Source organism: Pseudomonas sp. WMBT8 (assembly GCF_050916005.1).
GTDB lineage: Bacteria > Pseudomonadota > Gammaproteobacteria > Pseudomonadales > Pseudomonadaceae > Aquipseudomonas.
The window spans coordinates 4,480,144-4,505,172 of the sequence record NZ_CP188096.1 but is presented as its reverse complement, the minus strand read 5'-3'; the positions used below and the strand labels follow the sequence as shown (position 1 = coordinate 4,505,172).

Annotated in this window: 27 protein-coding genes; 22 read left to right on the top strand and 5 right to left on the bottom strand. The window is 61.0% G+C overall.

Annotated features, from left to right (window positions below; genetic code table 11):
* Window positions 1-111: 111 nt before the first annotated feature.
* Window positions 112-3,342 carry a ribonuclease E gene (gene rne, locus ACO77H_RS20385; protein ID WP_432754498.1) on the bottom strand — a complete coding sequence of 1,077 codons (3,231 nt, stop codon included), beginning with the start codon at window positions 3,340-3,342 and terminating at the stop codon, window positions 112-114.
* Window positions 3,343-4,043: 701 nt separating this feature from the next.
* Here rne and rluC point away from each other — a divergent pair.
* Genes rluC through ACO77H_RS20370 form a run of 3 tightly spaced genes read left to right on the top strand, consistent with a single transcriptional unit; the run spans window position 4,044 to window position 6,663 of the window.
* Window positions 4,044-5,003 carry a 23S rRNA pseudouridine(955/2504/2580) synthase RluC gene (rluC, locus tag ACO77H_RS20380; RefSeq protein WP_005790558.1) on the top strand — a complete coding sequence of 320 codons (960 nt, stop codon included), beginning with the start codon at window positions 4,044-4,046 and terminating at the stop codon, window positions 5,001-5,003.
* Window positions 4,990-5,652: an HAD-IA family hydrolase gene (locus ACO77H_RS20375; protein WP_170043759.1), complete on the top strand. Its 663-nt coding sequence runs from the start codon at window positions 4,990-4,992 to the stop codon at window positions 5,650-5,652. The genes rluC and ACO77H_RS20375 overlap by 14 nt, the downstream gene beginning before the upstream one ends.
* Window positions 5,653-5,673: 21 nt before the next feature.
* Complete coding sequence (locus ACO77H_RS20370) at window positions 5,674-6,663, top strand: S49 family peptidase (protein WP_169955208.1); 990 nt, start codon at window positions 5,674-5,676, stop codon at window positions 6,661-6,663.
* Window positions 6,664-6,794: 131 nt separating this feature from the next.
* On the opposite strand, the gene ACO77H_RS20365 is transcribed toward ACO77H_RS20370, so the two are convergent.
* Complete coding sequence (locus ACO77H_RS20365) at window positions 6,795-7,373, bottom strand: Maf family protein (protein ID WP_170043758.1); 579 nt, start codon at window positions 7,371-7,373, stop codon at window positions 6,795-6,797.
* Between the two features lie 105 nt (window positions 7,374-7,478).
* Between ACO77H_RS20365 and ACO77H_RS20360 the strand changes: the two genes are divergently transcribed.
* The 17 genes from ACO77H_RS20360 (at window position 7,479) to ACO77H_RS20280 (ending at window position 21,434) form a co-directional block, all read left to right on the top strand.
* Window positions 7,479-8,009 (top strand): YceD family protein, encoded by a 531-nt coding sequence (locus ACO77H_RS20360; RefSeq protein ID WP_029299696.1) that lies wholly within the window; start codon window positions 7,479-7,481, stop codon window positions 8,007-8,009.
* Window positions 8,010-8,022: 13 nt separating this feature from the next.
* Window positions 8,023-8,205, top strand: coding sequence for a 50S ribosomal protein L32 (gene rpmF, locus ACO77H_RS20355; RefSeq protein WP_008152339.1), 183 nt, complete (start codon window positions 8,023-8,025; stop codon window positions 8,203-8,205).
* 4 nt (window positions 8,206-8,209) lie between these two features.
* Window positions 8,210-9,220 carry a phosphate acyltransferase PlsX gene (gene plsX, locus ACO77H_RS20350; RefSeq protein ID WP_169955210.1) on the top strand — a complete coding sequence of 337 codons (1,011 nt, stop codon included), beginning with the start codon at window positions 8,210-8,212 and terminating at the stop codon, window positions 9,218-9,220.
* Window positions 9,221-9,347: 127 nt separating this feature from the next.
* Window positions 9,348-10,286, top strand: a complete 939-nt coding sequence (gene fabD, locus ACO77H_RS20345) for an ACP S-malonyltransferase (RefSeq protein ID WP_432754497.1) — start codon at window positions 9,348-9,350, stop codon at window positions 10,284-10,286.
* A 17-nt stretch (window positions 10,287-10,303) separates the two neighbouring features.
* The gene (gene fabG, locus ACO77H_RS20340; RefSeq protein WP_169955212.1) at window positions 10,304-11,047 is read left to right on the top strand and encodes a 3-oxoacyl-ACP reductase FabG; all 744 of its coding nucleotides are present in this window, start codon (window positions 10,304-10,306) and stop codon (window positions 11,045-11,047) included.
* Window positions 11,048-11,239: 192 nt separating this feature from the next.
* A complete protein-coding gene (gene acpP / locus ACO77H_RS20335; RefSeq protein WP_076964148.1) occupies window positions 11,240-11,476 on the top strand; it encodes an acyl carrier protein in 237 nt (78 codons plus the stop codon).
* Window positions 11,477-11,603: 127 nt separating this feature from the next.
* Window positions 11,604-12,848, top strand: a complete 1,245-nt coding sequence (fabF, locus tag ACO77H_RS20330; RefSeq protein WP_169955213.1) for a beta-ketoacyl-ACP synthase II — start codon at window positions 11,604-11,606, stop codon at window positions 12,846-12,848.
* Window positions 12,848-13,663 (top strand): aminodeoxychorismate lyase, encoded by an 816-nt coding sequence (pabC, locus tag ACO77H_RS20325; protein WP_170043797.1) that lies wholly within the window; start codon window positions 12,848-12,850, stop codon window positions 13,661-13,663. The genes fabF and pabC overlap by 1 nt, the downstream gene beginning before the upstream one ends.
* A 1-nt stretch (window position 13,664) precedes the next feature.
* Complete coding sequence (mltG, locus tag ACO77H_RS20320; protein WP_172312901.1) at window positions 13,665-14,759, top strand: endolytic transglycosylase MltG; 1,095 nt, start codon at window positions 13,665-13,667, stop codon at window positions 14,757-14,759.
* A gap of 19 nt (window positions 14,760-14,778) precedes the next feature.
* A complete protein-coding gene (gene tmk, locus ACO77H_RS20315; protein WP_169955215.1) occupies window positions 14,779-15,411 on the top strand; it encodes a dTMP kinase in 633 nt (210 codons plus the stop codon).
* On the top strand, window positions 15,404-16,390 hold the full coding sequence (locus tag ACO77H_RS20310) for a DNA polymerase III subunit delta' (RefSeq protein ID WP_432754496.1): 987 nt from the start codon (window positions 15,404-15,406) through the stop codon (window positions 16,388-16,390). Before tmk ends, ACO77H_RS20310 begins: the two co-directional genes overlap by 8 nt.
* Before the next feature lie 65 nt (window positions 16,391-16,455).
* Window positions 16,456-17,238, top strand: coding sequence for a TatD family hydrolase (locus ACO77H_RS20305; RefSeq protein ID WP_169955217.1), 783 nt, complete (start codon window positions 16,456-16,458; stop codon window positions 17,236-17,238).
* A gap of 426 nt (window positions 17,239-17,664) precedes the next feature.
* Window positions 17,665-18,318, top strand: a complete 654-nt coding sequence (locus tag ACO77H_RS20300; RefSeq protein WP_169955218.1) for a TetR/AcrR family transcriptional regulator — start codon at window positions 17,665-17,667, stop codon at window positions 18,316-18,318.
* Between the two features lie 139 nt (window positions 18,319-18,457).
* Window positions 18,458-19,426 carry a GTP 3',8-cyclase MoaA gene (locus tag ACO77H_RS20295; RefSeq protein ID WP_170056938.1) on the top strand — a complete coding sequence of 323 codons (969 nt, stop codon included), beginning with the start codon at window positions 18,458-18,460 and terminating at the stop codon, window positions 19,424-19,426.
* 74 nt (window positions 19,427-19,500) lie between these two features.
* Window positions 19,501-20,106, top strand: coding sequence for a DUF4823 domain-containing protein (locus ACO77H_RS20290; RefSeq protein ID WP_038442470.1), 606 nt, complete (start codon window positions 19,501-19,503; stop codon window positions 20,104-20,106).
* Window positions 20,107-20,122: 16 nt separating this feature from the next.
* Window positions 20,123-20,689 carry a DUF1285 domain-containing protein gene (locus tag ACO77H_RS20285; RefSeq protein WP_432754495.1) on the top strand — a complete coding sequence of 189 codons (567 nt, stop codon included), beginning with the start codon at window positions 20,123-20,125 and terminating at the stop codon, window positions 20,687-20,689.
* Between the two features lie 7 nt (window positions 20,690-20,696).
* Window positions 20,697-21,434 carry a class I SAM-dependent methyltransferase gene (locus ACO77H_RS20280; RefSeq protein ID WP_432754494.1) on the top strand — a complete coding sequence of 246 codons (738 nt, stop codon included), beginning with the start codon at window positions 20,697-20,699 and terminating at the stop codon, window positions 21,432-21,434.
* 48 nt (window positions 21,435-21,482) lie between these two features.
* Here ACO77H_RS20280 and ACO77H_RS20275 read toward each other — a convergent pair whose 3' ends face one another.
* Window positions 21,483-21,743: a hypothetical protein gene (locus ACO77H_RS20275; protein ID WP_169955223.1), complete on the bottom strand. Its 261-nt coding sequence runs from the start codon at window positions 21,741-21,743 to the stop codon at window positions 21,483-21,485.
* A gap of 52 nt (window positions 21,744-21,795) precedes the next feature.
* On the bottom strand, window positions 21,796-22,134 hold the full coding sequence (locus ACO77H_RS20270) for a hypothetical protein (RefSeq protein WP_057439593.1): 339 nt from the start codon (window positions 22,132-22,134) through the stop codon (window positions 21,796-21,798).
* 389 nt (window positions 22,135-22,523) lie between these two features.
* Here ACO77H_RS20270 and ACO77H_RS20265 point away from each other — a divergent pair, with 389 nt between their 5' ends.
* On the top strand, window positions 22,524-23,003 hold the full coding sequence (locus tag ACO77H_RS20265; protein WP_169955224.1) for a GNAT family N-acetyltransferase: 480 nt from the start codon (window positions 22,524-22,526) through the stop codon (window positions 23,001-23,003).
* A gap of 72 nt (window positions 23,004-23,075) precedes the next feature.
* On the top strand, window positions 23,076-23,879 hold the full coding sequence (locus ACO77H_RS20260; RefSeq protein ID WP_169955225.1) for an IclR family transcriptional regulator: 804 nt from the start codon (window positions 23,076-23,078) through the stop codon (window positions 23,877-23,879).
* Here the strand turns inward: ACO77H_RS20260 and ACO77H_RS20255 are convergent, their stop codons facing one another.
* Window positions 23,880-24,932 (bottom strand): NAD(P)-dependent alcohol dehydrogenase, encoded by a 1,053-nt coding sequence (locus tag ACO77H_RS20255; RefSeq protein ID WP_169955226.1) that lies wholly within the window; start codon window positions 24,930-24,932, stop codon window positions 23,880-23,882.
* Window positions 24,933-25,029 lie beyond the last annotated feature (97 nt).

Below are 25,029 nucleotides of genomic sequence, written 5' to 3'. Positions count from 1 at the left end.
AGGTATTTATCCGTCATCGTTAACGACCATCGCAGGCAAGCCAGCTCCCACGTGTCGCATAAAAAAGCCCCGCCTGAGTGATCAGGCGGGGCTTTTTAGTTGCCGTTGGAATCAGGCGAGGGGTTTAGGCTCGTGCTCTTCTTCCAGGGCTTTGGGGTTGTGCTCTACCACTTCTTCAACGGAACGCAGGTTCTCGTCGATGGTTGGGGCAGTGTGCTCAACTTCTGCTTCGATGGCCGGTGCTTGCGCAACCGCTTCGACTACGGCCGGGGCCGCTGCCGCTGCTTCTTCGGCTTCTTTCTGCAGACGCTCGGCTTCACGCTTGCGACGACGCACTTCACGTGGGTCGTTAGGCGCACGGCCGTTTTCGGTGAGGGCGCTGGCAGGGGCTTCAACCATTGGGGCGGCCACTTCGGCAACCACTGGGGTTTCCACGACCACCGGAGCAGGCTCGGCAATCACAACCGGTTCTGCAACCACCGCAGGTTCGGCGATAACCACTTCAGCAGCCGGTGCTGGAGCTTCTTCTACCGGTGCCGGGGCAGGGGCTTCGGTGACGACGGCTGGCTCGGCAGTCCACTGGAAGGCGGTCTGTTCTTCGCGAACTTCACGCACTTGCGGGGTTGCTTCAGCGGCTGGCGCTTCAACAACTGCTTCAACCACAGGCTGTGGCTCAACCACGATTGCGGGTGCAGCCACGACTTCGGCTTCAGGCTGGGCTTCACGAACCGGTGCAACTTCCACTTCTACAGCCGCTGGTGCTTCAACCACGGTGGTGGCTTCGACAACCGGTGCTTCAACTGCGGCAGTTTCCTGCACGGCAGCGGTGGCACGTTCGGCCTGCTGGTTGGCTTCGGCTTCGGCAGGTGCGCTGATGACCGAGCTGGCAACCGCAGCGGTAACGGCCAGGCCAGCAGCCAGTTCGGTGCTGGTGGGTTCGTTGTTGGCGTTGTCTTCGCTGGCTTCGCCGGTCTCTTCCGAGCCTTCGATCACATTGCCGTTGGCGTCACGTTGACGCTCACGACGGTTGCTGCGGCGACGCTGGCCACGGGAGCGGCGGCGTGGACGATCGCCTTCGGCGTTGTCCTGGCCATCTTCCTGTGGCTGTTCGTCATTGTTCAGCAGTTCTTCTTCGCTGGCTGCGGCAGCCTGCTCGGCACGTGGTTGACGCTCTTCACGCGGAGGGCGTGGGGCGCGCTCTTCACGGGGTTGGCGGGCCGGGCGTTCTTCAGTCGCGACATCAGTTGCTACGGCGGCAACAGCTGGGGCAGCATCCAACGGTTCACGCAGTTCACGTACACGTTCTTCACGCTCGCCACGTGGCTTGCGATCTTCACGTGGGGCGCGAGGGGCACGCGGTGCGCGTTCTTCACGTGGCGCACGCTCTTCGCGCGGAGCACGTTCTTCACGGGCTACGGCTGGGGTTTCTTCACGGGCTTCGCGCGGCTGGCGCTCTTCACGGGGTGCGCGCTCTTCACGCGGTGCACGTTCTTCGCGAGGCTTGCGCTCTTCGTCGCGGCGACCGTTGCGGTTACGGCTCTGCTGGCGACCGTTGCGACGCTCTTCGTTGCGTGCAGGGCGTTCAGCGGCTGGCTTCTCGACCACGGCAGGAGCTACCGGCTCTTCCTTGGTGGCGAACAGGCTGACCAGCGACTTCACCAGGCCCTTGAACAGGCTTGGCTCCGGCAGGACGGCAGGCGCGGCCACCGGGGCAGCGGCTTCAGTCGGCACCGGTGCGTTGGCACGGGCCGGCGCGGTCTTGACGGCGGCTTCCTGGCGAACCAGGGTGCGGGTCGCGGCGGCTGGCTGGACTTCTTCGACTTCGGCAGCGGCAGCGGCGATTTCGTAGCTGGACTGGCCGCTGTGGGCTTCCGGGCTGTCGTCACGCAGGCGCTGGACTTCGAAGTGCGGCGTCTCGAGGTGATCGTTCGGCAGGATGACGATACGGGCACGGGTGCGCAGTTCGATCTTGGTAATCGAGTTGCGTTTTTCGTTGAGCAGGAAGGCTGCAACCGGGATCGGCACTTGCGCGCGGACTTCGGCGGTGCGGTCTTTCAGGGCTTCTTCTTCGATCAGGCGCAGGATCGCCAGGGACAGCGATTCAACGTCACGGATGATGCCGGTGCCGTTGCAACGCGGGCAGACGATGCCGCTGCTTTCGCCCAGGGATGGACGCAGGCGCTGACGGGACATTTCCAGCAGGCCGAAGCGCGAGATGCGGCCAACTTGTACGCGGGCACGGTCGGCTTCCAGGCATTCGCGGACTTTTTCTTCCACGGCGCGCTGGTTCTTGGCTGGGGTCATGTCGATGAAGTCGATCACGATCAGGCCGCCGATATCACGCAGGCGCAGTTGGCGAGCGATTTCTTCGGCTGCTTCCAGGTTGGTCTGCAGGGCGGTTTCTTCGATGTCGCTGCCTTTGGTGGCGCGCGCCGAGTTGATGTCGATGGACACCAGGGCTTCGGTCGGATCGATCACGATGGAGCCGCCGGAAGGCAGTTCGACCACGCGCTGGAAGGCGGTTTCGATCTGGCTTTCGATCTGGAAACGGTTGAACAGCGGCACGCTGTCTTCGTACAGCTTGATCTTGCTGGCGTACTGCGGCATCACCTGGCGGATGAAGGTCAGGGCTTCGTCCTGGGCTTCAACGCTGTCGATCAGTACTTCGCCGATGTCCTGGCGCAGGTAGTCGCGGATGGCGCGGATGATCACGTTGCTTTCCTGATAGATCAGGAATGGCGCGGAGCGGTCCAGGGACGCTTCTTTAATAGCGGTCCACAGTTGCAGCAGGTAATCGAGGTCCCACTGCATTTCTTCGCTGCTGCGGCCAAGGCCGGCAGTGCGCACGATCAGGCCCATGTCGGCCGGGGCGATCAGGCCGTTCAACGCTTCACGCAGTTCGTTGCGCTCTTCGCCTTCGATGCGACGGGAGATGCCGCCAGCACGCGGGTTGTTCGGCATCAGGACCAGATAACGGCCAGCCAGGCTGATGAAGGTGGTCAGGGCTGCGCCCTTGTTGCCACGTTCTTCTTTTTCGACCTGGACGATGACTTCCTGGCCTTCGCTCAGGACGTCCTTGATGTTCACGCGGCCTTCAGGGGCTTTCTTGAAGTACTCGCGGGAGATTTCTTTGAGGGGCAGGAAGCCATGGCGCTCAGAGCCAAAATCGACAAAGGCAGCCTCAAGGCTTGGCTCGATACGAGTAATCCGGCCTTTATAGATGTTGGCCTTCTTCTGCTCGCGTGCACCGGACTCGATGTCCAGGTCGTAGAGGCGTTGGCCATCTACCAGTGCAACACGCAACTCTTCGGGTTGAGTTGCGTTAATCAGCATTCTTTTCATGTTGTACCGTCGGTTTCCGGGCTGCCGGAAACGGCGTTCGGCACACACGACTTCTCACGGTCGGTGTCAGGTGCGTCAAGAGTGGTTGGCCACTCCAGTGTCCAGCAATACTGGCCAATTGGGCTGGTATCGCGACTTACGCGTCCTGCTTGCTGTGGTGACTTAATAAGCACTCAGTCAGGAGGAGGAATCAACCGGCGACTGTGGACGAGATGAAGCGTCTAAATATAAGCCTAGTGCTACACAGTCCGACGGTTGTGCATCTCCACCCTACACGTATCCCTGATAATTCGGGTGCTGCCGCGCGCAGAATCCGCAGCGGGTTGGCATTTACCGTGTTCTCCAATGGGGAGTTCACGCTCATGGCTAATAACAGGCGTTGTTTCCGAAGCATTCGCCGTGGTCTGGTACAAGACTGACTGCACTTTGTGAACTGGCCGTAAATATCGGCGCAAGAGGCGAGTAATCACTCTGCTTCCTGCACTCGCTTCAGGCCTCATGTCACCTGCGCTTGTTACAATCTTGAGCCTTCCAGTATGGCAAGAGCCCCGTAGGACGGCCTCGCGTCCTGATGAATTGCGATGGTCAGGGGCGGCAGTTTGCCGCGAGTCCTCTGTCCAGGCCGCTTTTGGCGGCGTTCGCGACTATAGCAGCAATGATTAAGTGCTTCAATTCCATAAAAAATTGTTATCATTCCCGACATGACGACTACCACCCCCCCGACCCCCAGCGTCCAGCTGCTTGAGGTCTCGCCGGAATATGCCGGCCAACGCATCGACAATTTTCTTCTGGCCAGGCTCAAGGGCGTGCCCAAGACCTTGATTTATCGCATTTTGCGCAAAGGCGAAGTGCGGGTGAACAAGGGCCGGATCAAGCCTGAGTACAAGCTGCAGGCGGGCGATATCGTCCGCGTGCCGCCTGTTCGCGTGCCTGAGCGCGACGAGCCCGTGCCGCTGGCCCAGGGCCTGTTGCAGCGCCTTGAGGCGTCGATTGTCTTCGAGGACAACAAGCTGATCGTGATCAACAAGCCGTGCGGCATTGCGGTGCACGGCGGCAGCGGCCTGAATTTCGGGGTGATCGAAGCCTTTCGTCAGTTGCGTCCGGATGCCAAGGAGCTGGAGCTGGTCCATCGCCTGGATCGCGACACCTCCGGCCTGTTGATGATCGCCAAGAAGCGCAGCATGTTGCGCCACCTGCATACCGCCCTGCGCGGCGATGGCGTGGACAAGCGTTATATGGCGCTGGTCCGCGGCAATTGGGCGTCCTCGATCAAGAGCGTGCGGGCGCCGTTGCAGAAGAGCAACCTGCGCTCCGGCGAACGCATGGTCGAGGTGGACGAGGAGGGCAAGGAGGCGCTGACCCTGTTCAAGGTGCTGCGGCGCTTCGGTGATTTCGCGACTATGGTCGAGGCCAAGCCGGTGACCGGGCGCACCCACCAGATCCGCGTGCATACCTTGCATGCGGGCCACTGCATTGCTGGCGATACCAAGTACGGCGACGAAGGGTTCTCCAAGGAGATTCGTGACCTTGGCGGCAAACGCCTGTTCCTGCATGCCTACATGCTGACGGTGCCGTTGCCCGATGGTGGCGAATTGAAGTTGCAGGCGCCTGTGGACGAGATGTGGGCCAAGACCGTGGAGCGCCTGAGTGTCGCGCCCTGACTACAAGCTGCTGATCTTTGACTGGGATGGCACCCTGTGCGATTCCATTGGTCGGATTGTCGAGTCCATGCACATGGCCTCGACCCGTTCCGGCTTTGAGCTGTGCAGTGACCTGGCGGTCAAGGGCATCATCGGCCTGGGCTTGCCCGAAGCCATTCGCACCTTGTATCCGCAGATCGCTGACAGTGAGCTGGTGGCGTTTCGCGAGCATTACGCCGATCACTACATTGCCCTGGAGGCCGAGCCGTCACCCTTGTTTGAAGGGGTAGTGCAGTCCCTGGCGGCATTTCGTGAGCAGGGCTATCACCTGGCGGTGGCTACCGGCAAGGCCCGGCGCGGCCTGGATCGGGTGCTCAAGGCCAATGGCTGGGAAGATTATTTTGATATCACCCGCGCCGCCGATGAAACCGCAAGCAAGCCTCACCCATTGATGTTGGAGCAGATCATGGCCCATTGCGGCGTGTCTGCCCGTGAGTCGTTGATGGTGGGCGATGCTTCGTTCGACCTGCTGATGGCGCGCAACGCCGGCATGGACAGCGTTGCCGTCAGCTATGGCGCACAGTCCCCCGAAGCCTTGCAGGCTTACGAGCCGCGACTGACGATTGACCGGTTTTCGCAATTGCACGCCTGGCTCAACCAGGCCCGTTAAGTTTTTGCTGGGGTAGATGGCATGACCGATGAGTGGAAAGCACCGACCAAGGCCGGTGCCGACAATGGCGATGATAAAAGCTGGAAACTGCTGGAAAAAACCCTGCTGGCGGGCGTCCAGGAGCAGCGTCGCGCCCGGCGCTGGGGGATCTTCTTCAAGCTCCTGACCTTTACCTACCTGATTGGCATGCTGGTGTTGTTCAGCCCTTTGGTGGATATGGAAAAAAGCGCCGCCCGCAGTGGTAGCTACACCGCGCTGATCGAGGTGCGTGGGGTGATTGCCGACAAGGAGTCCGCCAGTGCCGACAATATCGTCAGCAGCCTGCGCACGGCCTTCGAGGATCCCAAGGTCAAGGGTGTGGTGCTACGCATCAACAGTCCGGGTGGCAGTCCGGTGCAGTCGGGCTATGTCTATGACGAGATCCGTCGCCTGCGCGCGCTGCATCCAGAGACCAAACTGTACGCGGTCATCTCTGACCTGGGTGCCTCGGGTGCCTATTACATTGCCAGCGCCGCCGACCAGATCTACGCCGACAAGGCCAGCCTGGTGGGCTCCATTGGCGTGACGGCGGCTGGCTACGGGTTTGTCGGGGCCATGGAGAAGCTGGGGGTTGAGCGGCGTACCTACACCTCGGGCGAGCACAAGTCTTTCCTGGATCCGTTCCAGCCGCAAAAGGCTGATGAAACCCAGTTCTGGCAGAGCGTGCTCGATACCACTCATCGCCAGTTCATTGCCAGCGTCAAGCAGGGGCGCGGTGAGCGGCTCAAGGATAAAGAGCATCCGGAGTTGTTCTCCGGCCTGATCTGGTCCGGTGAGCAGGCGTTGCCGCTGGGCTTGATCGATGGTCTGGGCAGTGCCAGTTCGGTGGCGCGGGATGTGATTGGCGAGAAGGAGCTGGTGGACTTTACCGTCCAGGAGTCGCCGTTCGATCGCTTCTCCAAGCGACTGGGTGCCAGTGTGGCGGAGAAATTGGCGCTGTATATGGGCTTCCAGGGGCCGACCTTACGCTGAGCTCGCGATTGGCGTAGCCCAAAATGTGAGAGCGGGCTTGCTCGCGATGGCAGTGGATCAGTCGGTACATATTTGGCTGATCCGCCCTAATCGCGGGCAAGCCCGCTCCCACATTGGGTTTTGTGGTGCTTTCAGGGGATCTGCACGCCTTCGGCCAGCAGCATGTCCACCAGGCGAATCAGCGGCAGGCCGACAAGGCTTGTCGCATCCGGCCCTTCGGTGCTTTGAAACAGGCTCACCCCTAAACCTTCGGCCTTGAAGCTGCCGGCGCAGTCGTAGGGCTGCTCGATCCGCAGATAGCGTTCGATCTGTGCCGGGTCCAACTGGCGCATCGTGACGGTGAAGGGGATGCAGTCCACCTGGCAATGCCCGGTGTCGCTATTGAGCAGCGCCAGGCCGGTCAGGAAGCTGACCTGCCGGCCGCTGGCCGCCAGTAATTGCTCGCGGGCCTTTTCAAAGGTGTGGGGCTTGCCGATGATCTGGCCATCCAGCGCTGCGACCTGGTCCGAACCGATGATCAGATGCCCAGGGTGGCTGCCGGCGAGGGCTCGGGCTTTCTGCTCGGCCAGGCGCTTGACCAGATCGGCTGCTGGCTCGTTGGCGTGATGGCTTTCGTCGATATCCGGCGAGCTGCAGATGAACGGCAGATGCAGGCGGTTCAGCAGTTCCCGGCGATAAACCGAGCTGGAAGCGAGTAATAAAGGCAACATGTGGCTCTCCTCAAGGCAGTCGCGGATTCTAGCGAGCGGACAGTCTGGCGCACAGGGCTGAATTTCCTTTGACATGGGCGGGTGCATCCCTATAATGCTGCGCCTATGTTGAATGACCCGATTCCACCTCACGTTGACCCGCGCAAATTGGCTGATCGTGGCACCACCCTCCAAGGTGAAGTGTTGCTGGCCGATTTGGAGAGACTCTGCGACCCGCTTTCCGACAATGTCGGTACGGTGCAGGCTAAATTCGTTTTTGAGCGAGATGAACGTAAATCTGTGGTAATCCACAGCTTTATCGACACCGAGGTCAAAATGGTTTGCCAGCGTTGTCTTGAGCTGGTCACCCTGCCGATCCACAGCGAATGCAGTTATGCTGTGGTGAAAGAGGGTGCGAATACCCAGTCGTTGCCGAAAGGTTATGACGTGCTGGAACTGGGCGAAGATCCTTTGGATCTGCATGCACTGATCGAGGAGGAGCTTCTGCTCGCCTTGCCCATTGTGCCTGCTCATCATCCGGAAGAATGCCAGCAGCCGGCGGGGCTCGATGACGAGTCCGAACCGAGCGAGGACGAGGTAACGCGGTCCAACCCGTTCAGTGTATTGGCGCAGTTAAAGCGTGACCCAAACGTTTAGGAGTTAATCAATTATGGCTGTTCAGCAGAACAAAAAATCCCGCTCTGCCCGTGACATGCGTCGTTCGCACGATGCCCTGACGGCAAGCACTCTGTCTGTAGAAAAAACCACCGGTGAAATTCACCTGCGTCACCACGTATCGCCAGAAGGCGTATACCGTGGCCGTAAAGTGATCGACAAGGGCGCTGACGAGTAATCACTTGTCTGCTCAAGTCATCGCGATTGACGCAATGGGCGGGGACTTCGGTCCCCGCAGCATTGTCCAGGCATGCATTGCCAGCCTGTCTGCTACGCCCTCGCTGCACCTGACCCTCGTCGGTCAACCCTCCCTACTTGAAGAACTGATTGCCAGCCATGCGGCTGTGGATCGCGCGCGCCTGACGATAACGCCGGCCAGCGAAACCATCGGCATGGATGAAAAGCCGGCCCAGGCCCTGCGTGGCAAGCCTGACTCCTCCATGCGCGTGGCCCTTGAGCTGCTGCGCGATGGCAAGGTCCAGGCTTGTGTCAGTGCCGGCAATACCGGGGCCTTGATGGCCTTGTCCCGCCATGTGCTGAAAACCCTGCCGGGCATTGACCGGCCGGCGATGGTCGCGGCGATCCCGACGCAGCGTGGCTATTGCCAGTTGCTGGACCTGGGGGCGAATGTCGATTGCAGCGCCGAGCACCTGCTGCACTTTGCCCTGATGGGCTCGGTCGCGGCCGAGGCGCTGGGTGTGGTGCGGCCAAGGGTGGCCTTGCTGAACATCGGCACCGAGGACATCAAGGGCAACCAGCAGGTCAAGTTGGCCGCCAGCCTGTTGCAACAGGCGCGGGGCTTGAACTACATCGGGTTTGTCGAAGGCGATGGGTTATATCGTGGCGAGGCCGATGTGGTGGTTTGTGACGGGTTTGTCGGAAATATCCTGCTTAAGTCCAGCGAAGGCCTGGCTACGATGATTGCTGCGCGGATCGAGGCGTTGTTCAAGCGCAACCTGGCTTCCCGCCTTGTGGGGGCCCTGGCGCTGCCGTTGATGCGACGCCTGCAGGCGGACCTGGCCCCGGCGCGGCATAATGGCGCAAGCTTCCTCGGGTTACAGGGGATTGTGGTAAAAAGCCACGGTTCGGCGGGGGTCCAGGGTTTTCAGAGTGCCATTGCGCGTGCGCTGATCGAGATCCAGGAGAACCTTCCGCAGCGCTTGCATGGCCGTCTTGAGGATCTGTTGCCTTAGGCGAATCGGGCCGGGAATGCTTAAATGTGACCGGCCAGTTCAATTGACCATCCAATCTGTCAGTTTCTTGCGCTCCCAGCTGTGGGGCGTCAATTCACCGACGACCAGATCATTAGGGGCTTGTTACATGTCTACATCCCTCGCATTCGTCTTTCCAGGGCAGGGTTCGCAGTCCCTCGGCATGTTGGCCGAGCTGGGCGCGCAATACCCGCTAGTCCTGGAGACATTCAAGGAAGCGTCTGCTGCCTTGGGCTACGACCTTTGGGCATTGACCCAGGACGGGCCGGAAGAACTGCTCAATCAAACCGATAAAACCCAGCCGGCCATCCTGACGGCTTCCGTCGCGCTGTGGCGCGTTTGGCTGGCCGAAGGCGGCGCACGTCCGGCTTTTGTTGCCGGTCATAGCCTGGGCGAATACAGCGCCCTGGTCGCGGCAGGCAGCCTGACCCTCGCTGAGGCGGTCAAGCTGGTAGAGCGCCGTGGCCAACTGATGCAAGAAGCGGTTCCAGCCGGGCAGGGCGGCATGGCCGCGATCCTGGGCCTGGACGACGTCGTGGTGATCGAAGCCTGCGCCGAAGCGGCCCAGGGCGAAGTGGTCAGCGCGGTGAATTTCAATTCCCCAGGCCAGGTAGTGATCGCCGGTGCCAAGGCTGCGGTTGAGCGTGCCATCGAAGGCTGCAAGGCCCGTGGCGCCAAGCGTGCGTTGCCACTGCCGGTCAGCGTGCCGTCCCATTGCGAGTTGATGCGCCCGGCGGCCGAGCGTTTTGCCGAGTCCATCGCAGCCATCAACTGGCAGGCACCGCAGATCCCGTTGGTGCAAAACGTCAGCGCCGACGTGGCGCCGGACCTGGAAACCCTCAAGCGCGACCTGCTGGAGCAACTGTACAAGCCGGTACGCTGGGTTGAATCAGTCCAGACCCTGGCCGCCAAGGGCGCTACCCAACTAGTTGAGTGTGGTCCGGGTAAAGTCCTGGCCGGCCTCAACAAGCGCTGCGCCGAGGGCGTGTCGACGTCCAACCTCAATACCCCGGATGGCTTCGCCGCCGCCCGCGCCGCACTGGCCTGAACTAAGGAGAAGCCTGCATGAGTCTGCAAGGTAAAGTTGCACTGGTTACCGGCGCAAGCCGTGGCATTGGCCAGGCGATTGCCCTGGAACTGGGCCGTCAGGGCGCGGTAGTGATCGGAACTGCCACATCCGCCTCGGGCGCCGAGCGTATCGCCGCGACCCTCAAGGAAAACGGCGTGCAGGGTACCGGCCTGGAGCTCAACGTGACCAGTGATGAGTCCGTGGCTGCTGTTTTGGCCCAGATCACTGCACAGTTCGGAACACCGGCCATTCTGGTGAACAACGCCGGAATTACCCGCGACAACCTGATGATGCGCATGAAAGACGACGAGTGGTACGACGTGGTCGATACCAACCTGAACAGTCTGTTTCGCCTGTCCAAGGGTGTTTTGCGCGGTATGACCAAGGCGCGCTGGGGCCGAATTATCAATATTGGCTCCGTAGTGGGTGCCATGGGCAACGCAGGCCAAGTAAACTACGCCTCTGCCAAGGCCGGCCTGGAAGGTTTCAGCCGTGCCCTGGCGCGTGAAGTCGGCTCGCGGTCGATTACGGTCAACTCGGTGGCTCCAGGGTTTATCGATACCGATATGACCCGCGAATTGCCTGAAGCGCAACGTGATGCGTTGCTGACGCAAATTCCGCTGGGCCGTCTGGGCCAGGCCCAAGAGATCGCCAATGTGGTCTCTTTCCTGGCATCTGACGGTGCGGCATACGTGACTGGGGCTACAATCCCGGTGAACGGCGGGATGTACATGAGTTAAATTGTGACGGATCGCTTCAAAAAAATGTCATACGAGCTGTCTAAAATCCGTTATAAAGCTGCAATCTATTTATAGACAGGTGGTCGGTAGGGTACGAGGGTGAAGCTTTCAGTTGAAAAGCTGAAAAGCCTTTCTATACACTTACCCACTGGCCAGCTGCCTGAATTTGTCCATTAGGAGTGAAAACAAGGTATGAGCACCATCGAAGAGCGCGTCAAGAAAATCGTTGCCGAGCAACTGGGCGTTAAAGAAGACGAAGTGAAAAACACTTCTTCCTTCGTTGAAGACCTGGGTGCCGACTCCCTTGACACCGTTGAGCTGGTGATGGCTCTGGAAGAGGAATTCGAGACCGAAATCCCGGACGAAGAAGCTGAAAAAATCACTACTGTTCAAGCTGCTATCGACTACGTTACTAGCCACCAGGCGTAATAGTTTGTAATCGTCGCTTGCTGTCATGGAAAAACCGCACTGCTATAACGGCGTGCGGTTTTTTCTTTAGCTCTGATGAAAAATGAGCTTTGAAACAAAGTGTCGTCATTAGAAAAAGGAGAGTGCTGTGTCGCGTAGACGCGTCGTAGTCACCGGTATGGGTATGTTGTCGCCACTGGGTACGGATGTGCCGAGCAGTTGGCAGGGCATTCTGGCTGGCCACAGTGGTATCGGTCTGATTGAGCATACGGACCTTTCTGCCTATTCCACCCGTTTTGGCGGCTCGGTAAAGGGCTTCAATGTCGAGGAATATCTCTCGATCAAGGAATCCCGCAAACTCGACCTGTTCATTCAATACGGCCTGGCAGCCGGTTTTCAGGCAGTGCGTAATGCTGGCCTGGAAGTCACCGATGCCAACCGTGAACGCATCGGCGTGGCCATGGGTTCGGGTATTGGCGGTCTGACCAATATCGAAGAAACCAGCCGCACGCTGCACGACTCCGGCCCTCGTCGAATTTCACCGTTCTTCGTCCCGGGCTCGATCATCAATATGATTTCCGGCTTCCTGTCCATCCATCTGGGTGCCCAGGGGCCTAACTACGCCATTTCCACAGCGTGCACCACGGGCACTCACTGCATCGGCATGGCGGCGCGCAATATCGCCTATGACGAGGCTGACGTGATGATCGCAGGTGGTGCCGAAATGGCCGCCTGCGGCCTGGGCATGGGCGGCTTCGGCGCGTCCCGTGCGCTGTCGACGCGCAATGACGAGCCGACCCGTGCCAGCCGTCCGTGGGACAAGGGCCGTGATGGCTTTGTACTGTCCGACGGTGCCGGTGCCCTGGTCCTCGAAGAGTTGGAGCACGCCAAGGCCCGTGGCGCGACGATCTACGCCGAGCTGATCGGTTTTGGCATGAGTGGCGATGCGTACCACATGACCTCGCCACCCGCCGATGGCGCGGGCGCTGCGCGTTGCATCAGCAATGCCCTGCGCGATGCGAAGATCAACGTCGACCAGGTGCAGTACATCAACGCCCACGGCACCTCGACGCCAACTGGCGACCTGGCGGAAGCCCAGGCCATCAGGTCGGTGTTCGGCGAGCACGCCTACAAGCTGGCGGTCAGCTCCACCAAGTCCATGACCGGTCACCTGCTGGGTGCGGCTGGCGCGGTTGAAGCGATTTTCAGTGTGCTGGCGATCAAGGACCAGGTCGCGCCGCCGACCATCAACCTTGATGAGCCGGATGAAGGCTGCGACCTGAACTTCGTGCCTCACGAGCCGCAGAAAATGCCGATCGACGTGGTGCTGTCCAACTCGTTCGGTTTTGGTGGTACCAACGGTTCCCTGGTGTTCCGCCGGTTCGCCGAGTGATGCACTGCTGGGTCGACGGTCAGCCAGCGGACGCAGTGTCGCTGAAAGATCGCGGCCTGGCCTACGGCGATGGTTTGTTTGAAACCATCGCGGTCAAGGCCGGGCAGCCCGTGCTGCTGGATCGTCACCTGCAACGCCTCGACGAGGGCTGCAGGCGCCTGGCGCTTGCGGTGACCCCGGATCTGATCCGCAGCGAGGTGCTGGCTTACGCGGCAGCCCTCGGTGACGGCGTTCTCAAGTTGATCCTCACCCGTGGCGATAGCCTGCGCGGTTATGGCATCAATGCAGGCGCCCCAGCGCGGCGTATCCTGCAAGGCAGCCCGCCTGCCGCCTATCCCCAGGCTCATGGTTCATCCGGCATACGCCTGTTTCCCTGTGCCACCCGTTTGTCCGAGCAACCCTTGCTCGCAGGTCTCAAGCACCTCAATCGTCTCGAACAGGTCCTGGCCCGCGCCGAGTGGCAAGATGCCGATCACGCGGAAGGATTGATGCTGGATATGTCCGGGCGCGTCATCGAAGGTGTGTTCAGCAACCTGTTCCTGGTGCATGCCGGCCAACTGCTGACGGCCGACCTGAGCCGCTGTGGCGTGGCCGGCGTCATGCGTGCCGAGTTGCTGGCCAGTGCCGAGGCGCTGGGCATTGTCACCACGGTTGCCGATATCAGCCTTGCGCAACTGCAACAGGCTGATGAAGTGTTCGTCTGCAACAGCGTGTATGGCATTTGGCCGGTGCTTGGATGTGGGCCAATGAGCTGGTCGGCCGGGCCACTCACCCGTAAACTGCAGGGCATTGTTCGCGCGCTATTGGGTGTTTGATTTGATACGTAAAATTGTATTGCTGCTGGAGATCGGCCTGGTCCTGGCGGGTTTGCTCCTGGGCTTTTCGGCCTGGAAGCTGGACTCGGCCTTGAAGCAGCCGCTGAATCTGTCCCAGGAGCAATTGCTGGATGTAGCCGCTGGCGCGACCCCTACGGGTACTTTCAATCGCCTGGAAAACGACGGCGTGCTTGAGGATGCCTTCTGGCTACGCCTCTACTGGCGCTTCAATCTTGATGGCCAGCCCCTGCACAGTGGCGAGTACCGCATGACGCCCGGCCTGACGGCCCAGGGCCTGATCGGCCTGTGGCAGCGCGGCGACGTGGTGCAGTACAGCCTGACCCTGGTGGAAGGCTGGAACTTCCGCCAGGTGCGCAGTGCCTTGGCCAAGCATGAAAAAATCGAACAGACCCTGGCGGGCTTGAGTGACACTGAGGTGATGGAAAAAATCGGCCATCCCGACGAATTCCCCGAAGGGCGGTTCTTCCCCGACACCTACCGTTTTGTGCGCGGCATGACCGATGTCGAGTTCCTGAAGAAAGCCTACAACCGCCTGGACGAGGTGCTGGCCCAGGAATGGCAGCGACGCGCCCCGGACGCGCCCTATACCGATCCCTACCAGGCGCTGATCATGGCGTCGCTGGTCGAGAAGGAAACCGGTGTGCCCGAGGAGCGTGGGCAGATTGCCGGGGTGTTTGTGCGGCGCCTGAAGATCGGCATGCTGCTGCAAACCGACCCCACCGTGATCTACGGCATGGGCGAGCGCTATAACGGCAAATTGACGCGCGCGCACCTCAAGGAAGCCACGCCCTATAACACCTACATGATCAGCGGCCTGCCGCCGACGCCAATTGCCATGGTCGGCCGCGAGGCGATCCATGCCGCGTTGAATCCGGTGCCGGGCAGCAGCCTGTATTTCGTGGCCCGAGGCGATGGCAGCCATGTTTTTTCCGACAGCCTGGATGCCCATAATGCCGCCGTGCGCGAGTACCAACTCAAGCGTCGCGCCGATTATCGCTCCAGCCCTGCGCCGGCTGCACCCGCGACCGTTGAGCCTGCCGCGCCCGACGCTGCGCCCACGCAAAGCCCGCAATGACTCTGACTAAGGACTGCCTGTGACTGGCTTGTTTATTACCCTGGAAGGCCCGGAAGGCGCCGGCAAGAGTACCAACCGTGAATACCTGGCCGAACGCTTGCGGGCCGAAGGGATCGAGGTGCTGCTGACCCGCGAGCCTGGCGGCACGCCCCTGGCGGAAAAAATCCGCGAGGTGCTGCTGGCCACTGGCGACGAGGTCATGAACCCCGACACCGAGCTGTTGCTGGTGTTTGCCGCACGTGCCCAGCACCTGGCCGAGGTGATCCGCCCGGCCCTGGCCCGTGGCGCGGTGGTGATCTGCGACCGTTTCACCGACTCCACCTACGCCTATCAGGGCGCTGGCCGCGGCCTGTCCCTGGAACGCATCGCGACCCTGGAGACCTTCGTCCAGGGTGACCTGCGCCCGCACTTGACCCTGGTTTTCGACCTGCCGGTAGACGTCGGCCTGGCCCGGGCCAGTGCCCGTGGGCGCCTGGACCGTTTCGAGCTGGAAGGCCGGGGGTTTTTCGAGGCGGTACGCGCGGCTTACCTGCAGCGTGCCCAAGCTGCGCCGTCGCGCTACTGCCTGCTGGATGCCGCGCAGCCGCTGGAGCAGGTGCAGCAGGCCATCGATGCGCTGCTACCCAAACTGTTGGAGCTTTACCGTGGCTGAAGCCTATCCGTGGCAGGACAGCCTGTGGCAGCAATTGGCCGGGCGCGCCCAGCACGCCCATGCCTATTTGCTCCATGGGCCGGCAGGCATCGGCAAGCGCGCCCTGGCCGAGCGCTTGATGGCACGCTTGCTGTGCCAGAATCCGGCTGGGCTGGAGGCGTGCGGGCACTGCAAGTCATGCCTGCTGCTCAAGGCCGGCAGCCATCCGGACAACTACGTGCTGGAACCGGAGGAGGCCGACAAGGCGATCAAGGTCGACCAGGTGCGCGACTTGGTGAGCTTCGTGGTACAGACCGCGCAGATGGGCGGGCGCAAGGTGGTGCTGATCGAGCCGGTGGAGTCGATGAACATCAACGCCGCCAACGCCTTGCTCAAGAGCCTTGAGGAACCTTCCGGCGATACGGTGCTGCTGCTGGTCAGCCACCAATCCAGCCGCCTGCTGCCGACTATCCGCAGTCGTTGCGTGCAGCAGGCCTGCCCGTTGCCGAGCGAGGCCATGAGCTTGCAGTGGCTGGGCCAGGCCTTGCCCGAGTGCAGCGAGCAGGAGCGGGTCGAGTTGCTGACCCTGGCGGCCGGCTCGCCCCTGGCTGCGGTCAGCTTGCAGGCCCAGGGCGTGCGCGAGCAGCGCGCGCTGGTGGTCGACGGGGTGAAGAAGCTGCTCAAGCAAGAGCATTCCGCCACGCAACTGGCCGAAGGCTGGAAAGATGTGCCGCTGTTGTTGTTGTTTGACTGGTTTTGCGACTGGTCCAGCCTGATCCTGCGCTATCAACTGACCCAGGACGAAAACGGCCTGGGCCTGATGGACATGCGCAAGGTCGTGCAATACCTGGCGCAGAAGAGTGCCCAAGACAAGGTGTTGAACATTCAGGACTGGATCCTCGCCCAGCGCCAGAAAGTCCTGGGCAAGGCCAACCTGAACCGCGTGCTGTTGCTCGAGGCCCTGCTGGTGCAGTGGGTCGGGTTGCTCGGCCGACGTTGATATTCTCGGGGTCGACGGATGTTTCGTCGGCCAGACACTTCCTGTGACGCAAGTTGTAACTTCTTATGCTCGTAGATTCCCATTGCCACCTTGATCGCCTCGACCTCGCCGCCCACAACGGCTCCCTGGATGCTGCCCTCGAGGCTGCGCGCCAGCGTGGGGTCGGGCACTTCCTGTGTATCGGTGTCAGCGCCGAGAACGCCGCCGACGTCAAGGCCCTGGCCGAGCGCTATGCCGATGTAGATTGCTCGGTGGGCATCCATCCTCTGGATCTCAAGCCTGGCGAAGCCCCGGCCCTGGAGTGGCTGCTGGACGAACTCAATCACCCGCGAGTGGTGGCCATCGGCGAGACAGGCCTGGATTACCACTACGAGCCGGAGGCCGCCGACCTGCAGCAGGCCTCGTTCCGCCTGCACCTGCAAGCGGCGCAGCAGACCGGCAAGCCTGTGATCGTGCATACCCGTGGCGCCCGCGCCGACACCCTGGCCCTGCTGCGCGAAGCGGCGCTGCCCCAGGCGGGTGTGTTGCACTGTTTTACTGAAGATTGGGAGATGGCCAAGGCGGCCCTGGACCTGGGGTTCTATATTTCCCTGTCGGGCATCGTCACCTTCCGCAACGCCGAGGCCCTGCGTGATGTGGCGCGCCAGGTGCCCGCCGACCGTCTGCTGGTGGAGACCGACTCGCCATATCTGGCGCCGATCCCTCATCGCGGCAAGCCGAACCTGCCGGAATATGTGCGGGATGTGGCGGATTACCTGGCGATGTTGCGCGGCGAGTCGGTGGAGCGTTTTGCCGAGCAGACCACCGAGAACTTCAAGCGTCTGTTCCCCCTGGCGCACGTTCGCTGAATTGCAGGCAAAAAAAACCCGGGTTCTGGGGGGGGAATCCGGGTTAAGACCATTAGGAGTAAACAAGGGTACGCGGTCCGTTGGTACCCATATCGGTGTTTCACTTGGGGGAGATGTCACACCGACAGATGAAGTATTGATCAGTATCCCGTGCAGTCCAGCCGCATCTGGTCGTTTTTTAAACAGATTTGGAATACGTGCGCTTCGCTTGAGTTCTCATTGAGCGGCAATACATTGCGCGAATCGACGTTTAATTTCTGACCCGCATCGCCTGATTCGTTGGCGCGCTGTAAGTTTAGTGTATGGGTTGTTCATATAGACGTTGCCCAACGACCGTTCAGTCGGGATAATCCCTCGCACCGGGTAAAACGTTCCGTCATCGGGGCATCGAACCCTTCCAATACTGACCTCTGCAGACCTCTTTCTATGCACAAAGAACCCCGTAAGGTCCGTGAGTTTCGCCGCCGTGAGCAGGAAATTCTCGACACCGCGCTCAAATTGTTCCTCGAACAGGGTGAAGACAGCGTCACCGTCGAGATGATTGCGGATGCCGTGGGTATCGGCAAAGGCACCATCTATAAACACTTCAAGTCCAAGGCCGAGATCTACTTGCGCCTGATGCTCGACTACGAGCGCGATTTGAACGAGTTGCTGCACTCGGCCGACGTCGACAAGGATAAGGAAGCGCTGTCCCGGGCGTACTTTGAGTTCCGCATGCGCGACCCGCAGCGCTACCGCCTGTTCGACCGCCTGGAAGAAAAAGTGGTCAAGGGCCACCAGGTGCCGGAAATGGTCGAGGAGTTGCACAAGATCCGTGCCTCGAACTTCGAGCGCCTGACCCTGCTGATCAAGGGCCGCATCAGCGAAGGCAAGCTGGAAGATGTGCCGCCTTATTTCCACTACTGCGCCGCCTGGGCCCTGGTGCATGGCGCGGTGGCGCTGTACCACTCGCCATTCTGGAGCAACGTGCTGGAAGATCAGGAAGGCTTCTTCCAGTTCTTGATGGACATCGGCGTGCGCATGGGCAACAAGCGCAAGCACAGCACCGAGCTGCCGAACCCCGAGACGCCTGCCACATAAGGCATTCACCCGGACAATGGCCGGCTGATTTACTGCCCTATGTAGTAACCCAGGAATATACTCAGGCAAGGACCTTGCTAAAATCTGATTTATGAGTCAGGTTTTAGCGCGCCCGAATTATCCGCTGCCGGAGTGATCCATGATCGTTGATCGTCAAGGCAGGCGTTTTCGCAATTTGCGGATCAGCCTGACCTCAGCCTGCAATTACGCCTGTACCTACTGCGTGCCCAACGGCAAGCGGCTGGTGGCTGCGCAGGACGAACTCTCGGCCGAAGCCATGGCGCGTGGCGTGGCCTACCTGATCGAGGCGGCGGGCATCGATCGCCTGCGCATTACCGGCGGCGAGCCACTGGTCAGCCCCAAGCTCGAAACGTTCATGCGGGCCGTCGGGCAGATGGGCTTGAGCGATATCAGCCTGACCACCAATGGCCAGTTACTGGCGCGCAAGTTGCCATTGCTGGTCGATGCCGGCATTCGCCGTATCAATGTGTCCCTTGACACCCTGGATGCCGATGCCTTTCGCGGGATCGCCCGGGGTGGCGACCTGGCCACCGTCCTTGATGGCATGGACCAGGCTCGTGCAGCGGGGATCAAGATCAAGGTCAATATGGTGCCGCTGCGCGGGCAGAACCTCGACCAGGTCATGCCGCTGCTGGAATATTGCCTGGCGCGCGGTTATGAACTGCGTTTTATCGAGTTGATGCGCATGGGCCATCTGGCCAGCGACTCCAACGCCTTCCTGCAGCAATTCGTCAGCCTGCAACAACTGCTGAGCCTGATTGGCGAGCATCACGAATATCTGCAGGCCGACGCCCCCGTGGACGCCACCGCCGTGCGTTATGAAATTCCCGGCCAGGGCTTCTTCGGCGTGATCGCTAATGAAAGCGTGCCGTTTTGCCGAACCTGTTCGCGCCTGCGGCTGTCTTCCACGGGGTGGCTGCACGGCTGCCTTTCGTCGAGCAACCGGCACTATGTCGGCGACCTGTTGGACAAGCCGCGCCATCAGGCCCTGCCGGCGTTACAGGGCTTGCTGGTCAAGGCCTTGGGCGATAAGCAGGAAGTGGCGTTTTCGGGCGGGGCGACGGTGATGAAGATCATTGGCGGCTAGCCAGGCAAGCTGGCGCAAAATCTGCATCTTGTGCCCATTCGCCGGTTTTCCGTCACCGGCCTCTGGAGGATAGGATGCGTAGTCTGGTTTTGTTGCTGGCGTCGTTCGCGCTGGGTGGCTGCATGACAGTCAGCGATATGGCCGAAGGCACTCGCTATCAGATGAGCGATGCCGGCTTGCTGGACCACAGCGATACCCGCCGTTCCAACTCGGTTCGCATTCAGCCCGATTCCTTTGTGTTTATCGCCCAGGGCGCGTTCACGCCGCCGGGCAGTGCCTATCCGCGGCCCAATGTGGTGGCCGAAGAAGCCTTCAACGGTTTCATCGAATACTTCCCCATGGTCCGCCGCGCCCGCGCCCCGGAAGGCCTGGAGCAGGCCATGGCCGAAGCCCGCGAGGTAGGCGCCCATTACCTGTTGTATACGCGGTTCGCCAAGGCCGATGATCGCATCGGCAATGCGGATGAGTGGGCCGACCAGGAAGCCCTCGACCGGCTGGGTGTCGACAGCGGTGTGATCCAGATTATGTTGATCGAGACCAGCACCCAGTATTTGATCGATACTGCACGGATCCGCAGTCGTGGCGGTTTACTGACGTTCCACGACAACAAACCCGAAGATTTGCTTGGCCCACCGCTGCGCCAGTACGCCCGCAGCCTGCTGGGCATGAGCGACCAATAATTCAAAGGAGAACAGCATGACGGGTTCGGCCAAGGCCAATGATTTGTTGGCACAGTTGCCCAAGGGCAAGGGACCTGCACCGGTTCACCTGTGGAACCCGGATTTCTGTGGCGATATCGACATGCGTATCGCCCGTGATGGCACCTGGTATTACCTGGGCACGCCCATCGGGCGCAAACCGATGGTCAAGCTGTTCTCCAATATCATCCGCCGCGATGGCGATGATTACTTTCTGATCACACCGGTGGAAAAGGTTGGGATCAAGGTGGATGACGCGCCTTTTGTGGCGGTGTCGCTGGAGGTCGAGGGGCAGGGCGAAAGCCAGCTCCTGCGGTTTACCTCCAATGTCGAAGACCTGATCGAAGCCGGCCCGGCGCACCCGCTACGGGTGGTGATCGCTCCCCACACCCAGGAACCTTCGCCCTACGTGCTGGTGCGCAATAACCTTGAGGCACTGGTCCATCGCAACGTGTTCTACCAATTGGTGGACTTGGCGGTGACGCGCCAGATCGAAGGCGAGAGTTGGCTGGGCATCTGGAGTGGCGGGGTGTTCTTTCCGATAGGCCTGGAGCCCAGGGATTGATACTGGCATGACGCAGAATATCTACGATACCCCGGCCTTTTTCGCTGGCTACAGTCAAATGGGCCGCTCCCTGCAAGGGTTGGCAGGCGCGCCGGAATGGCCCGCGTTGCAGGCGTTGTTACCGCCGATGCGGGGCTTGCAGGTGGTGGACCTGGGCTGTGGTTATGGCTGGTTCAGCCGCTGGGCCCAGGAGCAGGGCGCCGAACAGGTGCTGGGGCTGGACGTCTCACAGAAGATGCTGGCGCGGGCGAAGGAAATGACGTCATCCTCGGCCATTACTTATGCCATTGCCGACCTCGAACAACTTGATCTACCCGATGCTGCTTACGACTTGGCCTACAGCTCGTTGGCCTTTCACTACATCGCCGACCTGCCCGGGCTGTTTGCCCGCATTCATAGGGCCTTGAAACCGGGAGGGCGGCTGGTTTTTTCCATCGAGCACCCGATCTTCATGGCACCCCGCCAGCCGGGCTGGCAGGTCGATGAGCAAGGCCGCAGAAGCTGGCTGCTGGACAGTTATCAATTGGAAGGACCGCGGGTCACCGACTGGCTGGCCAAGGGCGTGATCAAGCAGCACCGTACCCTGGGCACTCTGCTCAACCTGTTGATCAAGGCAGGCTTGAGCCTGAGCCATATTGAAGAATGGGGTCCGAGTGCCGCGGGCCTTGTGGCCCGGCCTGAGTTGGCGGAGGAGCTGGAGCGGCCGATGATGTTGCTGGTGGCCGCGCAACGCCCAACGCTGTAGGTAATGCCTGGCGAGGGGCGACGCAGCCTCGCCAGGGCTCGACAGCCGCTACGGTTGGCTTTCCAGCTTGCGGGCGGCGTCCACGCCAGAGGCCGTCAGTTTGATCGGCAGGTGCAGCGCATGTTCGCCAGCCTCGTTGCAGGTCACATGGCCTTCCTTGATCAGTCCACGGTCCTGAAGGGTGGCCAGGGTGCTGGCCACGACTTTTTCGCCCCGGTAGTTATCCAGCACCTCCTTACCCAAACCGTTCGGGTGCGCGTGCAGCAGGCGGGTGAGGACTTCTTTCTCCAGGTTTTTATCGACGTTCATGCATACCTCTCAGGGTCAGTGGTGGGGTAGTGTTCGTCTGTCGACCAAGGGGTCAAGGTTGTTTCGGTGCGCCGGGCAGGTTGTCATCGTTGCCGCTTGGGGCGGCATTCTTGCCGGGGCCGATCTTGCCGTTCTCCACATCGGTACCCAGGCCCTGGCGGTTGCCGTCATTGCCTTGGGTGCGGGGGTCGGCACCGTTCTGGATGATGGCTCCGCCATTGGTATCCAGGCCGGTGCCCATGGAGTCTTTGCTCTCTTGGGTGGCAGGGTTGGGCGGGCTGCCAATCGGGTCGGTCTTGCCGGTGGAAGGGTCGGACGCGGCGAAGCTGCCCAGGGAAACCGCAGACAGCAAACCGGCGAGGGCGAGGGCAGTCACTTTGGAAGTATTCATGGTGGAGCCTCCATAGGAATAAAGTCCTTACCTTAGGTTGGTCCGCCCGCTCATATTGTTGGTGCCTGGATCACGACGAACGGTGTCAGCTCACCTGTAAGATTTTGTGTTTCGAAGCCCGGCGCCAGATCAGGCGCGCCAGCGTAATCAGCCAATTGAGCAAGGCGATGCAGAGTTTTCCTCCAACGGGAGCAGTAGGGGGCATGGGCAAACCTGGGCGTCTGTTGGATTTATGGCGGACTTTTTACCACGCGCGATTGCACCATTTGTTCTGCGGTTACAGGTGCCAACATTGCTGCAGTTACGGAGTAACTGCGTGCATAAAACCCTGCAAACGGTTATCAAAGGGCCTTAGTATGTGTCCTTTATTTTTAGCCGCAGGCCTGTTCATGACCATCGAGATTCGTCCCGCCGTGCCCAGCGATGCTGCGCAGATCCTGACCTTCATCACCGAGCTGGCCGAATACGAAAAAGCTCGCCACGAAGTGATCGCCGGCGTGGTGGACATCGAACGCAGCCTGTTCAGCGAAGGCGCTACCGCCCATGGCCTGATCTGCCTGCGTGACGGCTTGCCGATCGGGTTTGCGGTGTTCTTCTTCAGCTATTCCACCTGGCTGGGCAGCAACTGCCTGTACCTGGAAGACCTGTACATCAACCCGGAACAGCGCGGCGGCGGGGCGGGCAAGAAGTTGCTGCGCCACCTGGCAAAGATCGCCTACGACAATGGCTGTGGGCGCTTCGAATGGAGCGTTCTGGACTGGAACGAGCCGGCCATTGCCTTCTACAAATCCATCGGCGCCCAACCCCAGGAAGAATGGGTGCGCTACCGCATGGAAGGCGATGCGTTGCGTGAGTTTGCCCAAGGCTGAGATCGGCCCTGTCTTGCGGCCCGGCATTTGCCATAATGGCCGCCGCTTTCGCATTTCTAGATAGGCCCAAACATGCAGGAAAACCCAGCGATCCCCGCCAAAGACCCCGCGCCCACCGGCACCCAGACCTTGCTGCGCGGCCTGGGCGTGGTGCAGGCGGTGGCGGCGGGGGCGCGGGATCTCAAGGAGATTGCCCGGCGCATCGGCACCACCCGCAGCACCACGCATCGCCTGGCCAGTTGCCTGGTGGATGAGCGTTACCTGCGGGTGGTGCCGCAAGTCGGTTACCTGTTGGGGCCCAAGCTGATCGAGTTGGGGTTCCAGGCGCGGGAAGAACTGCCGCTGGTGACGCTGGCGATACCCTATCTGGATGAACTGTCGGCGCTGACCGGCGACACCATCCACCTGGCGATCCGTGAGTACGACGAGGTGCTGTACCTGCACAAGAATCCTGGTCGCAATGGCCCGGAAATGCGTTCCCGCGTCGGTCACCGCATGCCCCTGGCGCGCACCGGGATCGGCAAGGCCTTGCTGCTCGATGACACGCCAGAAGAATGGCAGCGCCTGTATCAGGCCAGCTTGCCGATAGGCGGGAAAAACCTGCACTGGCCGCAGCACCCGGAGCAATCCTGGGAGCAGTTCGAGCAGCGCATGAAAGAGTATGTGGCGGGCGGCTATGCCTTCGACCTGGAAGACAACGAGCCGTCGATCCGCTGCGTGGCCGCACCCGTGCGCGATGCCAGCCGACGGATTATCGCCGGCATCAGCATCGCCAGTACGGTGCCCTACATGCCGCTGGAAAAAATGGCCGAGCTGATTCCTGTGGTCAAACAGGTCGCGGCCCGGCTGTCAGCGGAGTTGGGGGCCAAGGCCTGATCAGGCCTTCAAGGTGGCCATGTCGATCACGAAACGGTACTTCACGTCGCCGGCAATCATGCGCGCAAAGGCTTCGTTGATCTGGCGGATATCGAGCATTTCGATGTCGCAGGTAATGCCGTGCTCGGCGCAGAAATCCAGGACTTCCTGGGTTTCGGCAATGCCGCCGATCAGCGAGCCGGCCAGGACTTTACGACCCAAGACCAGCTTGGCGGCATTGACCGGCGGGTCGACCGGTTCGATCAGGCCCACCAGGATATGCACGCCATCAAAACGCAGGACATCGAGGTACGGGTTCAGATCGTGCTGCACCGGGATGGTGTCCAGCAGGAAGTCGAAACTGCCGGCTGCGGCCTTCATCTGCTCGGCATCGGTGGACACGATCACATGATCAGCGCCTTGGCGACGGCCTTCCTCGGCCTTGCTCGCCGAGCGGGTGAACAGCGTGACTTCGGCGCCCATGGCCTTGGCAAACTTGATGCCCATATGGCCCAGGCCACCCATGCCGAGAATCCCGACTTTGTCGCCGGCCTTGACCCCGTAGTGCTTGAGCGGCGAGTAGGTGGTGATGCCCGCGCAGAGGAGCGGTGCGGCGCTGGCCAGGTCGAGCTTGGCCGGAATCTTCACCACGAAGTGTTCGCTGACCACGATGCTGTCGGAGTAGCCGCCCATGGTGTTGCTGCCGTCCACGCGATCCGGGGTGGCGTAGGTCATGGTCGGGCCTTCGAGGCAGTATTGCTCCAGGTCTGATTTGCACGCTTGGCAGTGGCGGCACGAATCCACCATGCAGCCCACGCCGACCAGGTCGCCAACCTTATGGGCGGTGACGCTGGCGCCGACAGCAGTGACCTTGCCGACAATCTCGTGGCCCGGCATCAATGGGTACACGGCGATACCCCATTCGTTGCGCGCCTGGTGGATGTCGGAGTGGCAGACGCCGCAGTACAGGATTTCGATTGCCACGTCATCGGCGCGCGGGCTGCGACGCTCGAAGGACATGGGGGCGAGGGGAGTGGTGGCCGACTGGGCGGCGTAGCCGATGGCGGTGTACATGGTGAAAACCTCGCAAAAGCTTGGGCGGGAGAGGTGGCGAATTCTGCGCGTGGACCCTGTGGGCGAACATGGCAAATGCTCCGAGTCTCATGCCTAT

Excerpts from the sequence above, each read along its gene's own strand:
- rpmF (WP_008152339.1), top strand. The coding sequence starts at position 8,023 with ATGGCTGTTCAGCAGAACAAAAAATCCCGCTCTGCCCGTGACATGCGT.
- ACO77H_RS20360 (WP_029299696.1), top strand. The coding sequence starts at position 7,479 with ATGTTGAATGACCCGATTCCACCTCACGTTGACCCGCGCAAATTGGCT.
- ACO77H_RS20295 (WP_170056938.1), top strand. The coding sequence starts at position 18,458 with ATGATCGTTGATCGTCAAGGCAGGCGTTTTCGCAATTTGCGGATCAGC.
- ACO77H_RS20270 (WP_057439593.1), bottom strand. The coding sequence starts at position 22,134 with ATGAATACTTCCAAAGTGACTGCCCTCGCCCTCGCCGGTTTGCTGTCT.
- rluC (WP_005790558.1), top strand. The coding sequence starts at position 4,044 with ATGACGACTACCACCCCCCCGACCCCCAGCGTCCAGCTGCTTGAGGTC.
- acpP (WP_076964148.1), top strand. The coding sequence starts at position 11,240 with ATGAGCACCATCGAAGAGCGCGTCAAGAAAATCGTTGCCGAGCAACTG.
- ACO77H_RS20260 (WP_169955225.1), top strand. The coding sequence starts at position 23,076 with ATGCAGGAAAACCCAGCGATCCCCGCCAAAGACCCCGCGCCCACCGGC.
- ACO77H_RS20265 (WP_169955224.1), top strand. The coding sequence starts at position 22,524 with ATGACCATCGAGATTCGTCCCGCCGTGCCCAGCGATGCTGCGCAGATC.
- rne (WP_432754498.1), bottom strand. The coding sequence starts at position 3,342 with ATGAAAAGAATGCTGATTAACGCAACTCAACCCGAAGAGTTGCGTGTT.
- ACO77H_RS20305 (WP_169955217.1), top strand. The coding sequence starts at position 16,456 with ATGCTCGTAGATTCCCATTGCCACCTTGATCGCCTCGACCTCGCCGCC.
- ACO77H_RS20365 (WP_170043758.1), bottom strand. The coding sequence starts at position 7,373 with ATGTTGCCTTTATTACTCGCTTCCAGCTCGGTTTATCGCCGGGAACTG.
- ACO77H_RS20370 (WP_169955208.1), top strand. The coding sequence starts at position 5,674 with ATGACCGATGAGTGGAAAGCACCGACCAAGGCCGGTGCCGACAATGGC.
- fabD (WP_432754497.1), top strand. The coding sequence starts at position 9,348 with ATGTCTACATCCCTCGCATTCGTCTTTCCAGGGCAGGGTTCGCAGTCC.
- ACO77H_RS20275 (WP_169955223.1), bottom strand. The coding sequence starts at position 21,743 with ATGAACGTCGATAAAAACCTGGAGAAAGAAGTCCTCACCCGCCTGCTG.
- fabG (WP_169955212.1), top strand. The coding sequence starts at position 10,304 with ATGAGTCTGCAAGGTAAAGTTGCACTGGTTACCGGCGCAAGCCGTGGC.
- pabC (WP_170043797.1), top strand. The coding sequence starts at position 12,848 with ATGCACTGCTGGGTCGACGGTCAGCCAGCGGACGCAGTGTCGCTGAAA.
- ACO77H_RS20280 (WP_432754494.1), top strand. The coding sequence starts at position 20,697 with ATGACGCAGAATATCTACGATACCCCGGCCTTTTTCGCTGGCTACAGT.
- ACO77H_RS20255 (WP_169955226.1), bottom strand. The coding sequence starts at position 24,932 with ATGTACACCGCCATCGGCTACGCCGCCCAGTCGGCCACCACTCCCCTC.
- ACO77H_RS20285 (WP_432754495.1), top strand. The coding sequence starts at position 20,123 with ATGACGGGTTCGGCCAAGGCCAATGATTTGTTGGCACAGTTGCCCAAG.
- ACO77H_RS20300 (WP_169955218.1), top strand. The coding sequence starts at position 17,665 with ATGCACAAAGAACCCCGTAAGGTCCGTGAGTTTCGCCGCCGTGAGCAG.
- ACO77H_RS20290 (WP_038442470.1), top strand. The coding sequence starts at position 19,501 with ATGCGTAGTCTGGTTTTGTTGCTGGCGTCGTTCGCGCTGGGTGGCTGC.